The organism is Leptothrix mechoopdaensis (SeqCode), assembly GCF_053893855.1.
This window is the reverse complement of the sequence record NZ_CM132699.1, coordinates 956,048-973,025: the sequence shown is the minus strand read 5'-3', so window position 1 is coordinate 973,025 and position 16,978 is coordinate 956,048. Positions and strand designations below refer to the sequence as shown.

At 69.0% G+C, this 16,978-nt stretch carries 14 protein-coding genes; 12 read left to right on the top strand and 2 right to left on the bottom strand.

All coding sequences use genetic code 11. From position 1 onward, the window contains the following. Positions 1 to 6 precede the first annotated feature (6 nt). The 3 genes from ACWA7K_RS04390 to ACWA7K_RS04380 are packed head-to-tail and all read left to right on the top strand — an operon-like array spanning position 7 to position 6,479. Positions 7 to 3,105 (top strand): efflux RND transporter permease subunit, encoded by a 3,099-nt coding sequence (locus ACWA7K_RS04390; protein ID WP_456166012.1) that lies wholly within the window; start codon positions 7 to 9, stop codon positions 3,103 to 3,105. 34 nt (positions 3,106 to 3,139) lie between these two features. Next, positions 3,140 to 5,809 carry a sensor domain-containing protein gene (locus ACWA7K_RS04385; RefSeq protein WP_456210362.1) on the top strand — a complete coding sequence of 890 codons (2,670 nt, stop codon included), beginning with the start codon at positions 3,140 to 3,142 and terminating at the stop codon, positions 5,807 to 5,809. Between the two features lie 43 nt (positions 5,810 to 5,852). Then, a complete protein-coding gene (locus ACWA7K_RS04380; RefSeq protein ID WP_456168681.1) occupies positions 5,853 to 6,479 on the top strand; it encodes a SwmB domain-containing protein in 627 nt (208 codons plus the stop codon). A 66-nt stretch (positions 6,480 to 6,545) separates the two neighbouring features. Here the strand turns inward: ACWA7K_RS04380 and ACWA7K_RS04375 are convergent, their stop codons facing one another. Together ACWA7K_RS04375 and ACWA7K_RS04370 are read right to left on the bottom strand one after the other, a co-directional pair. Then, on the bottom strand, positions 6,546 to 7,286 hold the full coding sequence (locus ACWA7K_RS04375) for a GntR family transcriptional regulator (RefSeq protein WP_456166008.1): 741 nt from the start codon (positions 7,284 to 7,286) through the stop codon (positions 6,546 to 6,548). Between the two features lie 14 nt (positions 7,287 to 7,300). Continuing rightward, complete coding sequence (locus ACWA7K_RS04370; protein ID WP_456166006.1) at positions 7,301 to 8,995, bottom strand: sigma 54-interacting transcriptional regulator; 1,695 nt, start codon at positions 8,993 to 8,995, stop codon at positions 7,301 to 7,303. Between the two features lie 316 nt (positions 8,996 to 9,311). Between ACWA7K_RS04370 and ACWA7K_RS04365 the strand changes: the two genes are divergently transcribed. The 9 genes from ACWA7K_RS04365 (at position 9,312) to ACWA7K_RS04325 (ending at position 16,939) form a co-directional block, all read left to right on the top strand. After that, a complete protein-coding gene (locus ACWA7K_RS04365) occupies positions 9,312 to 9,536 on the top strand; it encodes a phenol hydroxylase subunit (RefSeq protein ID WP_456166004.1) in 225 nt (74 codons plus the stop codon). Between the two features lie 99 nt (positions 9,537 to 9,635). Beyond that, positions 9,636 to 10,631, top strand: coding sequence for an aromatic/alkene monooxygenase hydroxylase subunit beta (locus ACWA7K_RS04360; protein ID WP_456166002.1), 996 nt, complete (start codon positions 9,636 to 9,638; stop codon positions 10,629 to 10,631). A gap of 52 nt (positions 10,632 to 10,683) precedes the next feature. Next, positions 10,684 to 10,953 (top strand): MmoB/DmpM family protein, encoded by a 270-nt coding sequence (locus ACWA7K_RS04355; protein ID WP_456166000.1) that lies wholly within the window; start codon positions 10,684 to 10,686, stop codon positions 10,951 to 10,953. 43 nt (positions 10,954 to 10,996) lie between these two features. Beyond that, the gene (locus ACWA7K_RS04350; RefSeq protein ID WP_456165998.1) at positions 10,997 to 12,568 is read left to right on the top strand and encodes an aromatic/alkene/methane monooxygenase hydroxylase/oxygenase subunit alpha; all 1,572 of its coding nucleotides are present in this window, start codon (positions 10,997 to 10,999) and stop codon (positions 12,566 to 12,568) included. Beyond that, the gene (locus tag ACWA7K_RS04345) at positions 12,565 to 12,921 is read left to right on the top strand and encodes a phenol hydroxylase subunit P4 (protein ID WP_456165996.1); all 357 of its coding nucleotides are present in this window, start codon (positions 12,565 to 12,567) and stop codon (positions 12,919 to 12,921) included. The genes ACWA7K_RS04350 and ACWA7K_RS04345 overlap by 4 nt, the downstream gene beginning before the upstream one ends. A gap of 32 nt (positions 12,922 to 12,953) precedes the next feature. Further along, the gene (locus ACWA7K_RS04340; RefSeq protein WP_456165994.1) at positions 12,954 to 14,024 is read left to right on the top strand and encodes a 2Fe-2S iron-sulfur cluster-binding protein; all 1,071 of its coding nucleotides are present in this window, start codon (positions 12,954 to 12,956) and stop codon (positions 14,022 to 14,024) included. A 13-nt stretch (positions 14,025 to 14,037) separates the two neighbouring features. Continuing rightward, positions 14,038 to 14,409, top strand: coding sequence for a 2Fe-2S iron-sulfur cluster binding domain-containing protein (locus ACWA7K_RS04335; RefSeq protein ID WP_456165993.1), 372 nt, complete (start codon positions 14,038 to 14,040; stop codon positions 14,407 to 14,409). A gap of 1 nt (position 14,410) precedes the next feature. Then, positions 14,411 to 15,355, top strand: coding sequence for a catechol 2,3-dioxygenase (locus ACWA7K_RS04330; protein WP_456165991.1), 945 nt, complete (start codon positions 14,411 to 14,413; stop codon positions 15,353 to 15,355). Between the two features lie 129 nt (positions 15,356 to 15,484). Then, positions 15,485 to 16,939, top strand: a complete 1,455-nt coding sequence (locus ACWA7K_RS04325; protein ID WP_456165989.1) for a 2-hydroxymuconic semialdehyde dehydrogenase — start codon at positions 15,485 to 15,487, stop codon at positions 16,937 to 16,939. The last annotated feature ends 39 nt before the right edge of the window (positions 16,940 to 16,978 follow it).

The following is a 16,978-nucleotide window of genomic DNA, read 5'->3' as shown; positions in this document are numbered from 1 at the left end:
GCCGTCATGAACGTTTCCGCCTGGTCGATCCGCAACCCCATCCCGGCCGTGATGCTCTTCGTCCTGCTGACCCTGGCAGGCCTGATGAGCTTCCGGTCGATGAAGATCCAGAACTTCCCGGACCTGGACCTGCCCACCGTCAGCGTCAGCGCCTCCTTGCCCGGCGCCGCGCCGGCCCAGCTCGAGACCGAGGTCGCCCGCAAGATCGAGAACGCGGTCGCCGCGCTGCAGGGCGTCAAGCACATCTACAGCAAGGTGCAGGACGGCGTCGCGACGGTGACCGTCGAGTTCCGTCTGGAGAAGTCGACCCAGGAAGCGGTCGACGACGTGCGCGATGCCATCAACCGCATCCGCGCCGACCTGCCAGGCGACCTGCGCGACCCGCAGATCAGCAAGATGAACCTGGCCGGCACGCCGATCCTGACCTACACGATCGCGTCGAGCCGGCTGGACGAGGAAGGCCTGAGCTGGTTCGTCGACAACGACGTGACCAAGGCGCTGCTGAGCGTCAACGGCGTCGGCTCGGTCGCACGGGTGGGCGGCGTGACGCGCGAACTGCGCGTCGAGCTCGACCCGTCGCGCCTGCTCGCGCTCGGCGTGACCGCGTCGGACGTCTCGCGCCAGCTGCGCGCGGTGCAGCAGGACGCTTCCGGCGGCCGCACCGACTGGGGCGGCAGCGAGCAGACCGTGCGCACGCTGGCCACCGTCAAGTCGGCCGAGGAACTGGCCGCGCTGGACATCCCGCTGTCGGACGGCCGGCGGGTGCGGCTGTCGCAGGTCGCCCGGGTCAGCGACACCGTCGCCGAACAGCGCAGCGCCGCGCTGCTGGACGGCAAGCCGGTGGTCGGCTTCGAGATCACCCGCAGCCGCGGCGCCAGCGAGGTCGACGTCGATGCCGGCGTGCGTGCCGTGCTGGACCGCCTGCTGGCCGAACACCCGGACCTGCGCTTCGACCAGGCCTTCAACATGGTCGACCCAGTGGTCGACAACTACGAAGGCTCGCTGGCCCTGCTCTACGAGGGCGCGATCCTGGCCATCATCGTGGTCTGGTTCTTCCTGCGCGACTGGCGCGCGACCTTCGTGGCGGCGACCGCGCTGCCGCTGTCGGTCGTGCCGGCCTTCATCGGCATGTGGTACCTGGGCTTCTCGGTCAACGTGGTGACGCTGCTGAGCCTGTCGCTGGTGGTGGGCATCCTGGTCGACGACGCGATCGTCGAGATCGAGAACATCGTGCGGCACCTGCGCATGGGCAAGTCGCCCTACCAGGCGGCGATGGAGGCGGCCGACGAGATCGGCCTGGCCGTCATCGCGACGACCTTCACGCTGATCGCGGTGTTCCTGCCGACCGCCTTCATGGCCGGCATCCCGGGCAAGTTCTTCAAGCAGTTCGGCTGGACCGCCGCGCTGGCGGTTTTCGCCTCGCTGGTGGTCGCGCGGATGCTGACGCCGATGATGTCGGCCTACCTGCTCAAGCCCATCGTGGCCGGCCACGGCGGCGAGGACAGCCGCGTCATGAAGGTCTACCTGCGCGCGGTGGCCTGGAGCATCCGCCACCGGCTGGTGACCGCCATCGGCGCGGTCGCCTTCTTCATCGGCTCGATCATGCTGGTGCCGCTGCTGCCCACCGGCTTCATCCCGGCCGACGACTTCAGCCAGTCGCAGGTGTCCATCGAGCTGCCGCCGGGCAGCACCTTCTCCGACACGCTGGCCGCGGCCGAGCAGGCCCGCGCGATCGTGCAGGCCAACCCGATGGTGACCAAGGTCTACACCGCCGTCGGCGGTGGTGCATCGGGCGCCGACCCGTTCATGGGCGGCGGCGTCTCGGAGGTCCGCAAGGCCACGCTGACGCTGACGCTCAAGCCGCGTGACCAGCGCAAGGGCACGCGCAAGCAGGTCATCGAACGCGAGCTGCGCGAGGCCATGCAGGCGCTGCCCGGCGCCCGCGTGACGGTCGGCCTGGGCGGCTCGGGCGAGAAGTACGTGCTGGTGCTGTCGGGCAACGACGGCAACACGCTGCTGGACGCCGCCCGCGCGGTCGAGCGCGACCTGCGCACCCTGCCCGGCCTGGGCAACATCGCCTCGACCGCCAGCCTGGTGCGGCCCGAACTGGTGATCCGCCCCGACGCGACGCTGGCCGCCGATGCCGGCATCACCTCGGCGGCCATCGCCGACACGCTGCGCATCGCCACCGCCGGCGACTTCGACAGCGGCCTGTCCAAGCTCAACCTGGCGCAGCGCCAGGTGCCGATCGTCGTGCGCCTGCCCGATGCCGCGCGGCGCGATCCGGAGCTGCTCGGCCAGCTGACCGTGCCCGGCCGGAACGGCCCGATGCGGCTGGCCAACATCGCCACGATCGGCCTGGAGACCGGCCCGGCGCAGATCGACCGCTTCGACCGCCAGCGCAACATCAACTTCGAGGTCGAGCTCAACGGCCAGCCACTCGGCGACATCGCCGCCGCCGTCGAGAAGCTGCCGTCGGTCGTCAACCTGCCGGCCGGCGTGACGCGCGCCAACTTCGGCGACGCCGAGGTCATGGGCGAGCTGTTCGCCAGCTTCGGCCTGGCGATGCTGACCGGCGTGCTGTGCATCTACATCGTGCTGGTGCTGCTGTTCAAGGGCTTCATGCAGCCGGTGACGATCCTGGCCGCGCTGCCGCTGTCGCTGGGCGGCGCCTTCGTCGCGCTGCTGCTGACGAAGAGCGCGTTCTCGATGCCCTCGCTGATCGGCCTGATCATGCTGATGGGCATCGCGACCAAGAACTCGATCCTGCTGGTCGACTACGCCATCCTGGCCCGCCGCGACGGCATGAGCCGCTACGACGCGCTGATCGACGCCTGCCACAAGCGCGCCCGGCCGATCGTCATGACGACGATCGCGATGGGCGCGGGCATGTTGCCGATCGCCCTCGGCCTGGGCACCGACCCGAGCTTCCGCCAGCCGATGGCGGTGGCCGTCATCGGCGGGCTGATCACCTCGACCTTCCTGAGCCTGCTGGTCGTGCCGGTGGTCTTCACCTATGTCGACGACCTGGTGCGGCTGACGACCGGCGGCATCGGCCGCCTGCGCGGCCACAAGGCGCCCGCAGCGGCGGCACCTCAGGCCTGAGTCCATGACGGGGCGCGCGGCATCCACCCCGAGCGTGCCCACCACCGCCCGGGTGGTGCTGCCCTTCATCGCCTTCGGCGTGTCGTGGATCCTGGGCTCGGATCACCTGCTCGATGCCCTGGTCGACGACAAGGCGCTGCTGCTGCGGCTGCAGTCGGTCAAGGGCATCGTGTTCGTGCTGCTGTCGGCCTGGCTGATCCACGCGCTGGTGCGCCACAGCCAGCGCGTCAGCGCCCATCAGCGCGAGGTCCTGCGCGACGAGCGCGACCGGCTGGCGCAGATCCTGCGCGTCTCGCCGACGCTGATCTATGCGCTGCGGCCGCCGTCCGGCGGGCTCGGCTGGCGCATCGACCACATCGGCGAGAACGTCGAACACATCACCGGCTACACGGCCGAACAGTGGCTGACGGAGCCCGACTTCCTGCGCCGGCACATTCATCCGGACGACCACGCCCGCTTCGACGGCGCGCAGCAGCGCCTGATGATCGACGGCGAGCTGCACCACGAGTACCGCTTCCGTCGCGGTGACGGCCAATGGCGCTGGATCGACGACCAGCTGCGCGTCATCTTCGATGCCGACGGCTCGCCGCGCCACGTCGTCGGTGCCTGGCTGGACGTCACCGAGCGCAAGCAGGCCGAGATCGACCTGCGCGAGGCCGCCACGCGCTACCAGGAGCTGTTCGAGATCAACCCGTGGCCGATGTGGGTCTACGACCTCGAGACGCTGCGTTTCCACTCGGTCAACAACGCCGCCGTCGCGGCCTATGGCTACAGCCGCGACGAGTTCCTGGCGATGACGATCCTCGACATCCGCCCGGCCGCGCAACGCGCCGAGCTGATGCAGCGCATCGAGCAGATCCGCCAGCGCGAGGACACCTACTCGATGTCCGGCGAGATGCAGCACCGGCGTCGCGACGGCAGCCTGTTCTGGATCGAGCTGAGCGGCCACACCTTCGAGCGCGACGGCCGCCGGCTGCGCCTCGTGCTGGCCAAGGACGTCAGCGACCGGCACCGTGCCGACGAGCAGCTGCGCCTGATCGCGCAGGTCTTCCAGCTCAGCCACGAGGGCATCTTCATCACCGATGCACGCGGCCGCTTCATCGCGGTCAACCAGTCGTTCGCCGAGATCACCGGCTACGGCCCGGACGAGGTGCGCGGGCGCACGCCGGCGATCCTGAAGTCGGGCCGCCAGGACCAGCCGTTCTATCAGGCGATGTGGGCCCAGCTGCTGCGCGAGGGCCGCTGGGAAGGCGAGATCTGGAACCGCCGCAAGTCCGGCGAGGTGTACCCGGAATGGCTGTCGATCAGCGCGATCCGCGATGTGACGGGGCGCATCGAGCGCTACCTCGGCATCTTCACCGACACCAGCGCGCGCAAGGCGGCCGATGCGCGCATCGCCCACCTGCAGTCGCATGACGCGCTGACTGGCCTGCCCAACGCGGTGCTGCTGGCCGACCGCGCCCAGGTCGCCTTCGCCAGCGCGGTGCGCAACCGCAGCGTGGTGGCGGTGCTGCACGTCAACATCGACCACTTCGGCGCCATCAACGAGTCCTACGGCCACGAGGTCGGCGATGCGCTGCTGAAGACGCTGGCCGCGCGCATGGTCACCGCCGTCGCGCCCGAGGACACCGTCTCGCGCCGGGGCGCCGACAACTTCATCGTGCTGCTGGCCGGCAGCCACACCCAGGACCTGAGCCAGCGCGCGCTGCGGCTCAAGGACGTGCTGGCCGACGAGGTCGAACTCGGCGACCAGACCTTCCACGTCGTCGCCAGCATCGGCATCGCCGAGTACCCGACCGACGGCACCGAGCTGGGCCCGCTGCTGCAGGCGGCCGAATCGGCCGTGCAGCAGGCCAAGCGCGAAGGTGGTGACCGGCTGGGCTTCTACTCGCGCGCCAGCCACGAACAGGTGCGCGAGTCGCTGGCACTCGAACGCGCGCTGCGGCTGGCGGTCGGCCGCGACGAGCTGCGGCTGCACTACCAGGGCCAGTTCGACGCCGTCACCGGCGAGCTGATCGGCACCGAGGCGCTGCTGCGCTGGCAGCACCCGCAGCTCGGGCTGGTCTCGCCGGCCCGCTTCATCCCGATCGCCGAGTCGAGCGGCCTGATCCGCCCGATCGGCCTGTGGGTCATGAACGAGGCGTTGCGTCAGGTGGCTGCCTGGCGCGACGCCGGCCTGCCGGTGGTGCCGGTGGCGGTCAACCTGTCGCTGGCACAGTTCCGCGACCCGGCCCTGCGCGACCACGTCATCGCCGCGCTGCGCGCCAGCGGCCTGCCGGCGTCGATGCTGGAGCTGGAGCTGACCGAGAGCATCGCGATGGAGGACAGCGAGCACACGGTCGCCACCGTCGACAGCCTCAAGCGCCTGGGCGTGCAGCTGGCCATCGACGACTTCGGCACCGGCTACTCGTCGCTGAGCTACCTCAAGCGCCTGTCGGTCGACCGCCTGAAGATCGACCAGTCCTTCGTGCGCGGCCTCTGCTACGACCCGGACGACGAGGCCATCGTGCGCAGCGTCATCAGCCTGGCGCGCAGCCTGGGCCTGCGCACGCTGGCCGAAGGTGTCGAGACCGAGGAACAGCTGGCCTTCCTGCGCCAGGAAGGCTGCCACGAGATCCAGGGCTACCTGAAGGCCCGGCCGATGCCGCCACAGGCCTGCGCCGAGCAGCTCTTCAGGCCGGCCGGAGCGTCTCTGGCGAGATGACACCTGGGCGCAACGAGCGCCCTCCTGGAGATCACGAACGGACATCTGCGGGCGCAGCACGCATGAATCCGCATGGCCGCAAAAGCCAAAACAGTCATTCGGGTCATGGCTCGATCGGATATCCGGAACCCTGCCGGCGCCGAGCACGCTGAGCGTCTCGGCCGACGGCACCGCGATCGCCGTCACCGCCGTCAAGATCAGCGGCACCGGGGTCAACCTGACCCTGGCCAGCGCCATCCGGTCCGGGCAGGTCGTCACCGTGTCCTACACCGCACCCGCCGCCGATGCCTCGCTCAGCAATGCAGCCTTGCAAGACGCCGCTGGAACGGACGCTCCCGGCTTCAGCGCCTTGAAGGTGACCAACACGGTCGCCGCACTGCCCACGGTGAAGATCAACGGCGTCGTCGCCAGCCCCGCCAGCAACGGTGAGTACACCGCTAGCGAAGGCACCCGTGTGACCGTGAGCGACAGCGACAGCCGGCTCGGTTCCACAAGCACCAAGACGGTCGGAGCCAACGGGGGAACCGGATCGGCCACCATGAGCATCCACAGCATGTCAGCCGCCCTGTATGACGTGAGCTACAGCTCGGTGACCGTCGGCGGCCTGACCACCATCACCTTCGGGAACTCGTCCAGCCCCTTGCTGACGATCAAGCTGCGTTGGCAGTGACGCAGCCGGAGCCGGGCCACCCGAAGGCCCGGCCGATGCCGCCACAGGCCTGCGCCGAGCAGCGGTTCAGGCCGGCTCCGGCCGCGGCCTGAGCAGCGCGGCGCCGTCCTTCAGGCGCTGCATCAGCAAGTCGGGCGTGCGCATGATGTGGGCCTCCAGCGCGAGTGCGGCGCGGGCCTCCTGGCCGGACAGCGCCATGTCGACGATCAGCGCGTGTTCGGCGTGCACGTCGCGGTCGTGGTGGGTCAGCCCGATCGCCGCGCGCCGGTAGCGTTCCGAGTGCTGCGACAGCTGGTGCAGCACCTTGGACGTCCACGGCGAATCGATGCCCGAGATCAGCGCGCCATGCAGCCGCCGGTTGGCCTGCTCCCAGCGCAATGCGTCGCGTGGCAGCAGCGGCTGCTCGATCGCGCTGATGTCGTCGAAGGCCGCCTGCACCCGCGCCTTCCAGGCCGCATCGCCCAGGCGCACCGAGCGGCGCAGCGCCTCGATCTCGATCTGCACGCGCAGCTGCGTCAGGTCGGCCAGGTCGGCCAGCGCCATCGGCGCGACGCGGAAACCGCGCTGGCCTTCGGCCACCACCAGCGCGTCGCTGACCAGCCGCGTGATCGCCTCGCGCAGCGTGCCGGCGCCCACGCCGTAGCGGTCCTTCAGGTGTTCGACACGCAGCTTCTCGTCGGGCGGCAGCCGGCCGTCGAGGATGTCCTCGCGCAGCTGCGCATAGGCCTGCTCGATCAGCGTGCGCGAGCCGCCGGCCGACAGGCCCGCCTCGTCGGCGGGGGTCTGGATGTAGGGGCGCTTGGCCATCGTGTGCTCCGGCGTCAGTCGCGCAGACGTTCCTTGACCCGCGCGAGCCGGTAGCTCAGCTGCGGCCGCGACAGGCCCAGCGTGCGCGCGGCGGCGGCCAGGTTGCCCTTGCTGCGCGCGACCGCCTCCTGGATCAGGCTGTCCTCCAGCGCGTCCAGGCTCAGGCCGCCCTGCAGCACCGCGTCGAGCAGGTGCGTGTCGGCGGCCGGTGCCACCCGTTCGAGATGCCCTTCGGCGCTGACCGTGACGGCGCCGGGCCGGTCACGTCCGGGCAGCGACGGGAACAGCTCGTCGACGTCGATCGCCTCGCCGCTGCCGCACAGGATCACGCCGCGCTCGATCAGGTTCTCCAGCTCGCGCACGTTGCCCGGCCAGGGGTGGTGGCGCATGGCGTCCAGCGCCCTGTCGGTGAAGCCGCCGACGCGCTTCTGGTGCAGGGCCGCGTAGTGCCGCAGCAGGTGCATCGCCAGCGGTTCGATGTCCTCGACCCGCTCGCGCAGCGACGGGATGCGGATCGGGTAGACGTTGAGCCGGTACATCAGGTCGCGCCGGAAACGGCCCGAGGCCACGGCCGCCTCCAGGTCGACGTTGGTGGCCGCGACCACCCGCACGTCGACCTTGCGGACCTGCGTGCCGCCCAGCCGCTCGATCTCGCCGTTCTGCAGCGCGCGCAGCAGCTTGGCCTGCGCCGGCAAGGGCATCTCGCCCAGCTCATCGAGGAACAGCGTGCCGCCGTCGGCTCGTTCGAAGCGGCCGATGCGGGCGCTGGCCGCGCCGGTGTAGGCGCCCTTCTCGGCGCCGAACAGCTCGCTCTCGATCAGGTCGGCCGGCAGCGCGGCGCAGTTGACCGCGACAAAGGGCTTGGCCGCGCGGGCGCTCATCGCGTGCAGCGATCGGGCAAAACGCTCCTTGCCCACGCCGGTCTCGCCGGTCAGCAGCACCGTGACGTTGGTGCCCGCGCCCTTGCGCAGCAGCCCGGCGGCGCGCTGGAAGGCACGCGACTGGCCGATCAGCTCGCCCAGGTCGTCACGCGGGGCCAGCGTCTCGCGCAGCGTGTCGACGGTGGACTGCAGGTCCTCGATGCGCACCAGCATCGAATCGGCGTCGTAGTCGCGCGCCAGCTGTTCGCCGTCGGGCCAGTCCTCCAGCACGCGGCCCTCGATGTGGCAGTGCGACGCGCCGCAGCCGGCGCATTCGGTCTCGCGGTAGATCACCGGCCGGCCCATGAAGGCGCTGACGTAGCCCGAGGCATAGCCCACCAGCATCCAGCAGACGGGTTCCTGCTGCGGGCCGAAGTGGCGCACATGGGTCTCGACCTCCCAGGAATGGTCCCAGCGGAACACGCCCAGGTGATGGCCGGCCTCCTGGTCCATCTCGAAACGTTCCGGCGTGACCTGCACGGCGCCTTCGAGCATGTGCAGCTGCGGGCCGACCGCGAACTGCTCGAACGGCGTGGCGTCCGGCCGCACCTGGCGCGCCAGTGCCGCATCGCGCTGGCCCGAGGCATAGCCCGCCCGCATCAGCACCCGGCGGGCCTGCTGCACGCCGACGGTCTGGATCAGCTCGCGCCGCAGCGATCCCAGCGCCTCGACATGGACCAGCAGCATGCGGTGGCCAGCCAACCAGATCCGCCCGTCACCGGCCGAGAAATGGACCAGCCGGCGCAGGTCGGCATCGGGCGGCAGCGAAAACAGGGGGGCGGCAGTCATGTCGAAACTATCGATAAAAACCCGGAGACTGTCATCCGGGCTGACCCCGGGGACCGATCGCAAACGGCGCCGCGTCCACCACGTCGCCGGCCGCCATCGGGCCAGAAGTTGATCATTTGATGAATTCCAGGCCTGAAGCGACTGCCGATTTGATCATGCCGCATCGCAAGATCCGAAAACAGGCGGGTCGATCGTCCTGGACAGAACCTCTTCAAGGATCGGACGACATCGCCAAACCTCGGTGTTTTCCCTGAAATTATCGAGATTCACGGCGATCGACGGCAGGACGGGCACGGCCCGTGCGTTGAAGCCCGGCATGCAGCCCGACCCGATCCAGACCGCCGCCCCCACCGACGAGACCGCCCTGCCCGCCGTCGACCTGCAGCGCCGCTACGTGCGCATCCAGGAACGCCGCGACGACGGACTGGTGGCCTTCGAGTTCTCGATCGGCTGGCCCGAACTGGCCGTCGAGCTGCTGCTGCCCGCAAGGGCCTTCGACGAGTTCTGCGCCATCAACCGGGCGGTGGTCCTGACGGACTGAGCCGCGCCGGTCGTTCCTTCCCCGATCACGTTTCCCCGCTTCACCTTTCCCTGCCCCCGAGAACCCGCCGGCACGCACCGGCCACAGGAGACAAGCCCGATGAACATCGACCTTCAGGCCCGCGAGATCACCCCGCTGCGCCATACCTACGAGCATGTCGCGCGCTACATCGGCGGCGACAAGGCGGCGACGCGCTACCAGGAGGCCACCTTCGGCGCACAGCCGATGGCCAACTTCCACTACCGCCCGACCTGGGACCCGTCGCACGAGCTGTTCGACGTCAGCCGCAGCGCCATCGTGCTGGCCGACTGGTACGTGCTGAAGGACCCGCGCCAGTTCTATTACGCGACCTGGACGATGACCCGCGCCCGCCAGCAGGACGCCATGGAATCGGCCGCGCAGTTCGTCGAGTCGCGTGGCCTGGCCGCCCGCATGGGCGACGTCCAGAAGAGCCACGCGCTGGCCGTGCTGATGCCGCTGCGCCACGCGGCCTGGGGCGCCAACATGAACAACGCCTCGGTCTGCGCCTACGGCTACGGCACCGCCTTCACCGCACCGGCCATGTTCCATGCGATGGACAACCTGGGCGTGGCGCAGTACCTGACCAAGCTCGGCCTGGCGCTCGGCGAGCCCGAGGTGCTGGACGCCGGCAAGGCCGCCTGGCTGGGCGAGCCGCGCTGGCAGCCGCTGCGCCAGCTGGTCGAGGACAGCCTCGTCGTGGCCGACCCCTTCGAGCTGTTCGTGGCGCAGAACCTGGCCATCGACGGGCTGCTCTACCCGCTGGTCTACAGCCACTACGTCGACGACCACCTGGCCTTGAACGGCGGCAGCGCGGTGGCGATGCTGACCAGCTTCATGACCGAGTGGCAGGCCGAGTCCTCGCGCTGGATCGACGCGGTCATCAAGACCGCTGCGGCCGAGTCCGACGCCAATCGCGCGACGCTGGGCCGCTGGGCCCGCGCCTGGTCCGACCGGGCGCAGGCCGCGCTCGCGCCGGTCGCCGACCTGGCCCTGGGCGAACACGGCAGCGCCGCGCTGACCGAGGTCCGACAGGCGCTGGACGCCCGCATCGCCAAGCTCGGGCTCACGGCCTGAGCCAGGCCCGCAGCACCCGACGGCCCCATTCAAGAGACACCAAGGACAACCCATGTCGAACGTCTTCATCGCCTTCCAGGCCAACGAGGAATCGCGTCCCGTGATCGACGCGATCGTGGCCGACAACCCCGCCGCCGTGGTCTCGCACCCGACCGGCCTGGTCAAGGTCGACGCACCGGACCGCCTGACGATCCGCCGCAGCACGATCGAGGAACAGACCGGCCGGCCCTATGACCTGCAGGCGCTGCACATCAACCTCGTCACCCTGTCGGGCCACATCGACGAGGACGACGACCAGCTCACGCTGAGCTGGAAGCACTGAGTCCGCGACCCCTGATCCACCCGATCCACCCGAGGAGACAAGCATGGACACCCGCGTCAACAAGAAGAAGCTGGGCCTCAAGGAGCGGTACGCCGCGATGACCCGAGGCCTGGGCTGGGAGACCACCTACCAGCCGATGGAGAAGGTCTTCCCGTACGACCGCTACGAGGGCATCAAGATCCACGACTGGGACAAGTGGGAAGACCCGTTCCGCCTGACGATGGACGCCTACTGGAAGTACCAGGGCGAGAAGGAGAAGAAGCTCTACGCCGTCATCGAGGCCTTCGCGCAGAACAACGGCCAGCTCGGCGTGGCCGACGCGCGCTACATCAACGCGCTCAAGCTGTTCATCCAGGGCGTGACGCCGCTGGAGTACTACGCGCACCGCGGCTTCGCGCACGTGGGCCGCCAGTTCACCGGCGAAGGTGCGCGCGTGGCCGCGCAGATGCAGTCGATCGACGAGCTGCGCCACTACCAGACGGAGACGCATGCGATCTCCCACTACAACAAGTACTTCAACGGGATGCACCACGCGAACCACTGGTTCGACCGTGTCTGGTATCTGTCGGTGCCCAAGTCCTTCTTCGAGGACGCCTGCACCGGCGGCCCGTTCGAGTTCCTGACCGCCGTCAGCTTCTCGTTCGAGTACGTGCTGACCAATCTGCTGTTCGTGCCCTTCATGAGCGGCGCGGCGCACAACGGCGACATGAGCACCGTCACCTTCGGCTTCAGCGCGCAGAGCGACGAGAGCCGCCACATGACGCTGGGCATCGAGTGCATCAAGTTCATGCTCGAACAGGATCCGGCCAACGTGCCGATCGTGCAGAAGTGGATCGACAAGTGGTTCTGGCGCGGCTATCGCCTGCTGACCCTCGTGGCCATGATGCAGGACTACATGCTCCCCAAGCGCGTGATGAGCTGGAAGGAAGCGTGGGAGATGTATGCCGAGCAGAACGGCGGCGCGCTGTTCAAGGACCTCGCCCGCTACGGCATCCGCGAGCCGGCCGGCTGGAAGCAGGCCTGCGACGGCAAGGACCACATCAGCCACCAGGCCTGGAGCACCTTCTTCGGCTTCAACGCGGCTGCGCCCTTCCACACCTGGGTGCCCACCGACGAGGAACTCGACTGGCTGTCGTCCAAGTACCCCGACACCTTCGACCAGTACTACCGCCCGCGCTGGGAACACCACCGCCAGCAGCAGGCCGAGGGCAAGCGCTTCTACATCAAGACGCTGCCGATGCTGTGCACGACCTGCCAGATCCCGATGCTGTTCACCGAGATGGGCGACCCGACCGAGATCTGCTATCGCGACAGCGACTACCTCGGCAACAAGTACCACTTCTGCTCGGACCACTGCCAGCACATCTTCGAGGACGAGCCCGAGAAGTACGTGCAGAGCTGGCTGCCGGTGCAGCAGATCTACCAGGGCCACTGCTTCAAGCCGGGCACCGATCCGACGGCAGAAGGCTTCGATCCGCTGATCGCGGTGCTGCAGTACTACGAGATGGAGATCGGCCGCGACAACTTCGACTTCAACGGGTCGGAGGACCAGAAGAACTTCGCCGCCTGGCGCGGTGAAGGCGTTGCCGCCAGCAGCCAAGGAGAGACGAAATGAGCGTCGTTGCCCTCGCCCCCTACGACTTCCCGATGAAGGACGTGCGCGAGAACTTCCCCGCGCCACTGCTGTTCATCGGCTGGGACCGCCACCTGATGTACCCCGCGCCGTTCTGCCTGCCGCTGCCGCCGGACATGCCCTTCGGCGCGCTGTCCCAGGCCGTGCTGCCGGGCATCTACGGCGAGCACCCGGACTTCGCCAGGATCGACTGGTCGACCGTGCAGTGGCTCAAGGGCAACCAGCCGTGGACGCCCGATCCGGCCAAGTCGCTCGCCGACAACGGCCTGAAGCACAAGGACGCGATCCGCTTCCGCACGCCCGGCCTGGACGGCCTGGCCGGGTCGAGCAGCTGAGGTCGCGACAAGAGCTTGAAAGAGGTCGAACGATGTATCAGATGACCATAGACCCGCTGGGCGCGACGATCGATCTGGCCGAAGGCCAGACGCTGCTCGACGCGGCCCTGCGGCAGGGCATCCACATCCCCCATGCCTGCGGGCATGGGCTGTGCGGCACCTGCAAGGTCCGCGTCTGTTCGGGCAGCGTCGACCACGGCGCGGCCAACCCGTTCGCGCTGATGGACTTCGAGCGCGAGGACGGTCAGACGCTGGCCTGCTGCGCCACCGCCTGCGAGGACGTGGTGATCGAGGCCGATGTCGACGAGGACCCGGACGCCGAGATCATCCCGGTGCGCGACTTCGCCGTCACCGTCGAGCGCATCGTCGACCTGACGCCGACCATCAAGGGCCTGCACCTGGCGCTCGACCGGTCGGTCGCGGGCCTGCATTTCCAGGCCGGCCAGTACGTGCAGCTGGAGATCCCCGGGCTGGGCGCCTCGCGTGCCTTCTCGATCGCCAACGCGCCGCACGAGGTCGAACGCAGCGGCTGCATCGAGCTGCATGTGCGCCGCGTGCCCGGCGGCGCCGGCACCGGCTGGCTGCACGAGCAGCTCAAGGTCGGCGACCGGCTGCGGCTGGCGGGCCCGTATGGCCGCTTCTTCGTGCGCCGGTCGATCGCCCAGCCGATGCTGTTCATGGCCGGCGGCTCGGGCCTGTCGAGCCCGCGCTCGATGATCCTGGACCTGCTGGCCGGCGGCTGCACGCAGCCCATCACGCTGGTCTACGGTCAGCGCTGCCGGGACGAGCTGTATGGCGACGCCGAGTTCCGCGCCCTGGCCGACCGGCACGCCAACTTCCGCTACCTGCCGACCCTGTCGGCCGAGCCGGAAGGATCGGGCTGGGCCGGCGCACGCGGCTTCGTGCATGAGGCCGCGCGCACGCTGTATCCGGACGGCTATGCCGGCCAGCAGGCCTACCTGTGCGGCCCGCCGCCCATGATCGAGGCCTGCCTGGCCGCGCTGATGCAGGGCCGCCTGTACGAGCGCGACATCCACACCGAGAAGTTCCTCTCGGCTGCGGATGCGCAGGGCCCGCGCAGTCCGCTGTTCAAGCGGGTCTGAGGAGGATCACACGATGAGCCTCTTCGATACCCGTCCCAAGGTCACCGTGCGGGTCGAGCAGACCGGCGAGCAGTACCCCTGCGCGACCACCGAGAGCCTGCTGCAGGGCATGTTGAAGCTCGGCCGCAAGGGCATCCCGGTGGGCTGCGTCAACGGCGGCTGCGGCGTCTGCAAGGTCCGCATCGTCGAGGGCGAGGTGACGGCCCTCGGGCCCGTCAGCCGGGCCCACGTCAGCGCCGAGGAATCGGCGCAGGGCTGCACGCTGGCCTGCCGCGTGGCCCCCACCAGCGCCGTTCGCCTGCAGGTGATCGGCAAGTTCGAGAAACCGTTTTCCAAGGGGTATGCCAGTTCGGCCCACCCCGCAACCACCGAAAGAGGAGACTGACATGGGTGTGATGCGCATCGGGCACGCAAGCCTGAAGGTGATGGACATGGCCGCGGCCGTCAAGCACTACGAGAACGTGCTGGGCCTGAAGACGACGATGCAGGACAAGGCCGGCAACGTCTACCTGAAGTGCTGGGACGAGTGGGACAAGTTCTCGCTGATCCTGACCCCGTCGGACCAGGCCGGCCTGAACCACGTGGCCTACAAGGTCGAGCGCGATGCCGATCTGGACGAGCTGCAGGCCAAGATCGAGGCCTGGGGCGTGCGCACGACGATGCTGCCCGAAGGCACCCTGCCGTCGACCGGCCGCATGCTGCAGTTCAACCTGCCCAGCGGCCACGAGATGCGGCTGTTCGCGATGAAGGAATACGTCGGCACCAGCGTGGGCACGACCAACCCGGACCCGTGGCCCGATGACCTGAAGGGCGCCGGCGCGCATTGGCTGGACCACCTGCTGCTGATGTGCGAGATGAACCCCGCCGAGGGCATCAACACGGTCGCCGACAACACCCGCTTCATGACCGAGGCGCTGGACTTCTTCATGACCGAACAGGTCGTGGTCGGCCCGGGCGGCGCGATCCAGGCGGCCACCTGGATGGCCCGCACCACCACGCCGCACGACATCGCCTTCGTCGGCGGTGCGCGCAGCGGCCTGCACCACATCGCCTACTTCCTCGACAGCTGGCACGACGTGCTGAAGGCCGCCGACGTGATGGCCAAGAACAAGACCCGCATCGACGTGGCCCCGACCCGCCACGGCATCACGCGCGGCGAGACCATCTACTTCTTCGACCCGAGCGGCAACCGCAACGAGACCTTCGCCGGCCTGGGCTACCTGGCGCAGCGCGACCGGCCGGTCACGACCTGGACCGAGGACAAGCTCTGGACCGGGATCTTCTATCACACGGGCGAGGCGGTGCCGTCCTTCACGGACGTGTACACCTGATCGTCGCCTGATCGTCAACTGATCCTCGGCGGATCGACCGGACCGCCGGGAAGCCCGATGCACACGGGCTTCCCGGCCTTCCACCCGGCGTCATCCCTTCCCTTTCGCGCAGCAGTCCGACGCACGACCATGAAACAGTTCCTCAACTTCATCAACGGCGAGTTCGTCGCCACCGGAAAGACCTTCGACAAGCGCACGCCGGTCGACAACCGCGTGATCGGTCAGGTCCATGAGGCCGGACAGGCCGAGGTCGACGCGGCCGTCGCCGCCGCCCATGCCGCGATGAAGGGCGAGTGGGGCCGCCTGAGCGTGGTCCGCCGCACCGAGCTGCTGCATGCCGTGGCCGACGAGATCAACCGCCGCTTCGACGAGTTCCTCGCTGCCGAGCTGGCCGACACCGGCAAGCCGCACAGCCTGGCCTCGCACATCGACATCCCGCGCGGCGCGGCCAACTTCAAGGTCTTCGCCGACATCGTCAAGAACGTGCCGACCGAGAGCTTCACGATGACCACGCCCGACGGCGGCACCGCCGTCAGCTACGCGCTGCGCACGCCGCTGGGCGTCGTGGCGGTGGTCTGTCCCTGGAACCTGCCGCTGCTGCTGATGACCTGGAAGGTCGGCCCGGCGCTGGCCTGCGGCAACGCCGTCATCGTCAAGCCTTCGGAAGAGACACCCGCCACCGCCACGCTGCTGGCCGAGGTGATGAACAAGGTCGGCATCCCCAAGGGCGTCTACCAGGTGCTGCACGGCTTCGGACCCGGCTCGGCCGGCGAGTTCCTGACCCGGCACCCGGACGTCAACGGCATCACCTTCACCGGCGAGACGCGCACCGGCGAGGCCATCATGGCCGCAGCGGCCAAGGGCGTGCGGCCGGTGTCATTCGAGCTGGGCGGCAAGAACGCCGGCATCGTGTTCGCCGATGCCGACTTCGACAAGGCCGTCGCCGGCATCACCCGCAGCGCCTTCGAGAACTGCGGCCAGGTCTGCCTGGGCACCGAACGTGTCTACGTGCAGCGCCCGATCTTCGACCGCTTCGTGCAGGCCCTGAAGGCCAAGGCCGAGTCGCTGGTGATCGGCCCGCCCGACCAGCCCGGCGTCGGCCTGGGCCCGCTGATCTCGGCCGAGCACAAGCAGAAGGTGATGGGCTACTACGCACTCGCCAAGGCCGAAGGCGCAACCGTCGTGACCGGCGGCGGCGCCCCCGACATGCCCGCCGCGCTGGCCGAAGGCCACTGGGTCCAGCCGACCATCTGGACCGGCCTGCCCGAGAGCGCCCGCGTGATCCGCGAGGAGATCTTCGGCCCCTGCTGCCACATCGCCCCCTTCGACACGGAAGAGGAAGCCATCGCGCTGGCCAATGCGACCGACTACGGCCTGGCCACCACCGTCTGGACCCAGGACCTGGGCACGGCGCACCGCATGGCCGCGGCCATCGAGGTCGGCCTGTGCTGGATCAACAGCTGGTTCCTGCGCGACCTGCGCACCGCCTTCGGTGGCGCCAAGGCATCGGGCATCGGCCGCGAAGGCGGTGTCCATTCGTTGGAGTTCTATACGGAACTTCGCAACGTGATGATCAAGTTGTGAGAACGACGCGCAGCGGCGTTCGAACCACCATCACGACCG